Origin of the sequence: Nitratidesulfovibrio sp. 1201_IL3209, assembly GCF_036763125.1 — a bacterium.
In the GTDB taxonomy this organism is placed as follows: Bacteria; Desulfobacterota; Desulfovibrionia; order Desulfovibrionales; family Desulfovibrionaceae; genus Cupidesulfovibrio.
In genome coordinates, this window is record NZ_JBAIYT010000087.1 from 1 (window position 1) to 424 (window position 424).

Annotated in this window: 2 rRNA genes; both read left to right on the forward strand. The window is 57.3% G+C overall.

The window, feature by feature from the left end:
- Positions 1 to 199, forward strand: a 23S ribosomal RNA gene (locus tag V6B97_RS17160); the annotation flags it as partial.
- 102 nt (positions 200 to 301) lie between these two features.
- A 5S ribosomal RNA gene (gene rrf / locus V6B97_RS17165) occupies positions 302 to 416 on the forward strand.
- The last annotated feature ends 8 nt before the right edge of the window (positions 417 to 424 follow it).

Sequence of the window (424 nt, forward strand, 5' to 3'; positions counted from 1 at the left end):
CGCCAGTGGCACAGCAGGGTAGCTATGTGCGGAAGGGATAACCGCTGAAAGCATCTAAGCGGGAAGCCTGCCTCAAGATAAGGTCTCCCTCTCTTCGGAGCTGAAGGGCCCGGGTAGACAACCCGGTTGATAGGCTGGAGGTATACGCGCGGCGACGCGCTCAGCTGACCAGTACTAATAGCCCGTGCGCCTTGTTTTCTTCTCTACACTTCCTTTCCACCCTGTTTGATTACAACTTTCGGTCCCGGCCGACGTGGCGGCGCCTCATAGCCAGCCTTCCCGGACGGTGACCAGAATTTGTGCTGGCATCCATGGAGGAGGGGGTACACCCGATCCCATTCCGAACTCGGAAGTTAAGCCCTCCATCGCCGATGATACTGCGTATTCGTGCGTGGGAAAGTAGGCCGATGCCAGCACTTTTTCT